General features: G+C 44.0%; 3 protein-coding genes. All 3 read right to left on the bottom strand.

From position 1 onward, the window contains the following. A partial coding sequence (locus D7004_RS10370) for a hypothetical protein (protein WP_148042786.1) occupies positions 1 to 289 on the bottom strand: 289 nt, incomplete at its 3' end. Between the two features lie 22 nt (positions 290 to 311). Then, positions 312 to 1,199, bottom strand: a complete 888-nt coding sequence (locus tag D7004_RS10365; RefSeq protein WP_123205798.1) for a PorP/SprF family type IX secretion system membrane protein — start codon at positions 1,197 to 1,199, stop codon at positions 312 to 314. A 101-nt stretch (positions 1,200 to 1,300) separates the two neighbouring features. Continuing rightward, the coding region (locus D7004_RS10360; protein WP_148042785.1) for a T9SS type B sorting domain-containing protein at positions 1,301 to 4,164 on the bottom strand (2,864 nt) is incomplete at its 5' end.

Raw genomic sequence — 4,164 nt, 5'->3', positions numbered from 1 at the left:
CACCTTCCAATTTATTAACAAACTGACGCATTAAATCGAGTTTTTCATAAAGCGCTTCATGGCTTTCGAACAAGGATTGATACTTTTTCTTTAGATGTTCATGCTCCATTTTCATCTGGTAATATTTGCTCGCAAAAACACCATAACGGGCATACCATCGATTGAATGTTAAATCATCAATATCGTATAGCTTACATATCGAGTCAACCTTTTCGCCTTGGATGTACGAATTTAACGCATTCATAATATCATCAACGTTTGCTTTATCTGGCTGCTTTATGCTCATCATCAATAACTGGTTTTAGCATAATCTATCTGAAATTGTATTTCAGTCCAATCTCAAATTCACCATTGCTATAGGATTGTAAATCGGAAGTATTTGTAGTGTATTGGCATAAAATACTCAATTGATTCTTATAAACCGTACCCGCCCCGATGGTTACGCTGTTGGTACTGTGGTACATTCCATTCATTATCAATTTGTTGCCCCAGAATTCAACCTGGGTACCCAAATCAAAAATATCTTTATAATTCTCTACCCCACGATACATCAATTTTGGCTCGATGACACTTACCGCTCCCTGGTTATTATATATTTTATAACTCACAGAACCCATATACAGAAACCTATCGGCTACTGCCCTTTGTAAATCCCTGTCAAACAAACGCTTCAAGTTCGGTAAACTTCCCTGAACCGTCAGATGGCTGGTTCTAAAAGCCGCACCAAAATCTCCGTCGAAATAAAGCTTCCGCTGGTTGAAATTGTAAAGGCTTACATCGCCTAAATCGCCAATAACTTCATTATAATCAATCCATTCATCCATAACCCCTGCCGACAGACCGAAATCGATAAAACTACTCTTATTGTTCAAGGCAACATGGTATGCATAAGTGCCTTTAATACTGGTACGGCGAATTACTCCTGCACTTTCGTTATAGAAATTTAAACCTATGCCAACCTTGTTGTTTTCCGCTCCATATGTTGCCGTAACCCCCTGCATAGAAGGTGCACCATTTATCGCAGTCCACTGTGCCTTATAACTGCCGTTTAATTCCCAGCCCTGCTCAACCCCCACCATCGCCGGGTTGGCCAGATACTGGTTCTGATAGTACATACTTCCCATTGGGTTAAGCTGACCGTAGGCCTTGCTCAATAATAACATCCCAATTGCTAAAACAATATATTTTGTGCTTTTCATTTTTTTTGATTTTAAAAAAAGGGATTGAGGTTTATGTTTTACATAAGCCCCAATTGCCTTGGCATTTCCCGAAAATGCTAAGCATCCCCCTTTTAGATTTGTTAATTATTATCCCTGATGATAGAAACCGCACCTCTGATTACCCCAATACCCGAACCCATATCTATTACATAGATGTAAGCATCCTCATTTAATGGGTTGCCGTTATAGCTTCCATCCCAATCATTGGTATATCCTTTCTTACTATACACCAATCTTCCTGCCCTATCATAAATACTTACTTTATTGCTAGGGTAATAATCCAGGTTTTTGATAACCCAGGTATCGTTCTTTCCATCACCGTTTGGCGTGATAACATTGTTGGGAAGTAGTTTGTAATCTTCTTTAACTGTTATGGTTATCTGAGATACATTGGTACATCCACTTGCGTTTGTGGCAACCAAAGTATACGTAGAGGTAGTCTTTGGTCTTACCGTTAACACCGAAGTATTCTGTCCGTTCAAGATATCTGTTCCACTCCATTCATAACTTGTACCACCACTTGCAGTTAAAGTAACCAGCTCACCTTTTGAAACTTCCAATCCTAAATCGCTGGTGATGATTGCCACAGGATTCGGATTTATAGTAACCACAGTTGTTGCGCTTGCAGTAGTAGAACCATTTTGATATGCATACGATACCTCATAACTTCCGACATTGCTCGATGCAAGGTTGATTTCGCCCGTTGCTGCATTAATACTCAAACCTATTGCGTTACTTGTGTAGGTTCCGCCTGCAGGACCGGTTCTTGTTACCCTTGCCGTTCCGGTGGCACAAAATGATGTCTTGCCATAACCAATCGTTGCAGGTATTGAATTGATTTTGATACCGATTGTCGCCGTGCCTGTGCACAAACCACTACCGAAGCTATAGGTTACCACATAGGTTTGGTTTGGTTTACTTAAACCAAGGTTGATGGTTCCGGTATTCGCATCAATACTTAAACCCACGATGTTTGAGCTGTAGGTTCCTCCGCTTAGTCCGGTACGAATAACATTTATACTACCCGTTGCCGCATATTCTGACTGACTATAAGAAATCGTAGCGGATGGAGATGCAGGTTGCTGATTAATGCTTACAGTCGTTGAATTGCTTAGGCATCCATCGCTGCTTTTAGCCGTGATGCTGTGCGTTCCCGGAGCTAAATTACTGTAAACTAATGTTGCTGAATATGTTCCGCCATCAACGCTGTATAAATATCCTGTTGTGCCAGTAATGCTGATGGAACCTGTCGGCGTTCCGCAAACCGGTTGCGCTGTTACCGTAACGCTTGGTGCGGATGCTTCTGCTTTTGCAGGGTCAATCGTAACGGTCGTTGAATTCGAAACACAAGCATCAGGGCTTTGTGCCGTGATGCTGTGCGTTCCCGGAGCTAAATTACTATAAGTTAAAGTTGAGGTGTAAACACCGCCATCAACGCTGTATAAATATCCTGTTGTGCCAGCAATGCTGATGGAACCTGTCGGCGTTCCGCAAACCGGTTGCGCAGTTACCGTAACGTTTGGTGCGGATGCTTCTGCTTTTGCAGGGTCAATCGTAATGGTCGTTGCAGTGCTTATGCATCCATCGCTGCTTTGTGCCGTGATGCTGTGCGTTCCCGGAGCTAAATTACTATAAGTTAAAGTTGAGGTGTAAACACCGCCATCAACGCTGTATAAATATCCTGTTGTGCCAGCAATGCTGATGGAACCGGTCGGCGTTCCGCAAACCGGTTGCGCTGTTACCGTAACGCTTGGTGCGGATGCTTCTGCTTTTGCAGGGTCAATTGTAACTGTTGTTGCAGTGCTTGTGCATCCATCAGAGCTTTGCGCCGAGATGCTGTGTGTTCCCGGAGCTAAATTGGTATAAACTAATGTTGCTGAATATGTTCCGCCATCAACGCTGTATAAATATCCTGTTGTGGCAGTAATGCTGATTGAACCGGTCGGCGTTCCGCAAACCGGTTGCGCTGTTACCGTAACGCTTGGTGCGGATGCTTCTGCTTTTGCAGGGTCAATTGTAACAGTAGTTGAATTCGAAACGCAAGCATCAGGGCTTTGTGCCGTGATGCTGTGCGTTCCCGGAGCTAAATTGGTATAAACTAATGTTGCTGAATATGTTCCGCCATCAACGCTGTATAAATATCCTGTTGTGCCAGTAATGCTGATGGAACCGGTTGGCGTTCCGCAAACCGGTTGCGCTATTACCGTAACCACCGGGGCTATCGCTTCTGCTTTTGCAGGGTCAATCGTAATGGTCGTTGAATTCGAAACACAAGCATCAGGGCTTTGTGCCGTGATGCTGTGCGTTCCCGGAGCTAAATTACTATAGGTTAAAGTTGCAGAATATGTCCCACCATCAACGCTGTATAAAAATCCTGTTGTGCCAGTAATGCTGATGGAACCGGTCGGCGTTCCGCAAACCGGTTGCGCTGTTACCGTAACGCTTGGTGCGGATGCTTCTGCTTTTGCAGGATCAATCGTAATGGTCGTTGAATTCGAAACACAAGCATCAGGGCTTTGTGCCGTGATGCTGTGCGTTCCCGGAGCTAAATTACTATAAGTTAAAGTTGAGGTGTAAGCACCGCCATCAACACTGTATACATATCCCGAAGTTCCAGTAATGCTGATGGAACCTGTCGGCGTTCCGCAAACCGGTTGCGCTGTAACTGTTACGCTTGGTGCGGATGCTTCTGCTTTTGCAGGGTAAATCGTAATGCTTGTTGCAGTGCTTATGCATCCATCGCTGCTTTTAGCCGTGATGCTGTGTGTTCCCGGAGCTAAATTGGTATAAACTAATGTTGCTGAATATGTTCCGCCATCAACGCTGTATAAATATCCTGTTATGCCAGTAATGCTGATGGAACCGGTCGGCATTCCGCAAACCGGTTGCGCTGTTACCGTAACGCTTGGTGCGGATGCTTCTGCTTTTGCAGGGTCAATCGTAA

Origin of the sequence: Pedobacter jejuensis (assembly GCF_003725795.1) — a bacterium.
Lineage (GTDB): Bacteria > Bacteroidota > Bacteroidia > Sphingobacteriales > Sphingobacteriaceae > Pedobacter > Pedobacter jejuensis.
Note: the sequence above shows the minus strand (reverse complement) of the source record. Positions and strands in the feature narration are given on the sequence as shown.

What these genes read in the sequence shown, in the direction of transcription:
- D7004_RS10365 (WP_123205798.1), bottom strand. Translation starts at nt 1,199, where the DNA reads ATGAAAAGCACAAAATATATTGTTTTAGCAATTGGGATGTTATTATTG.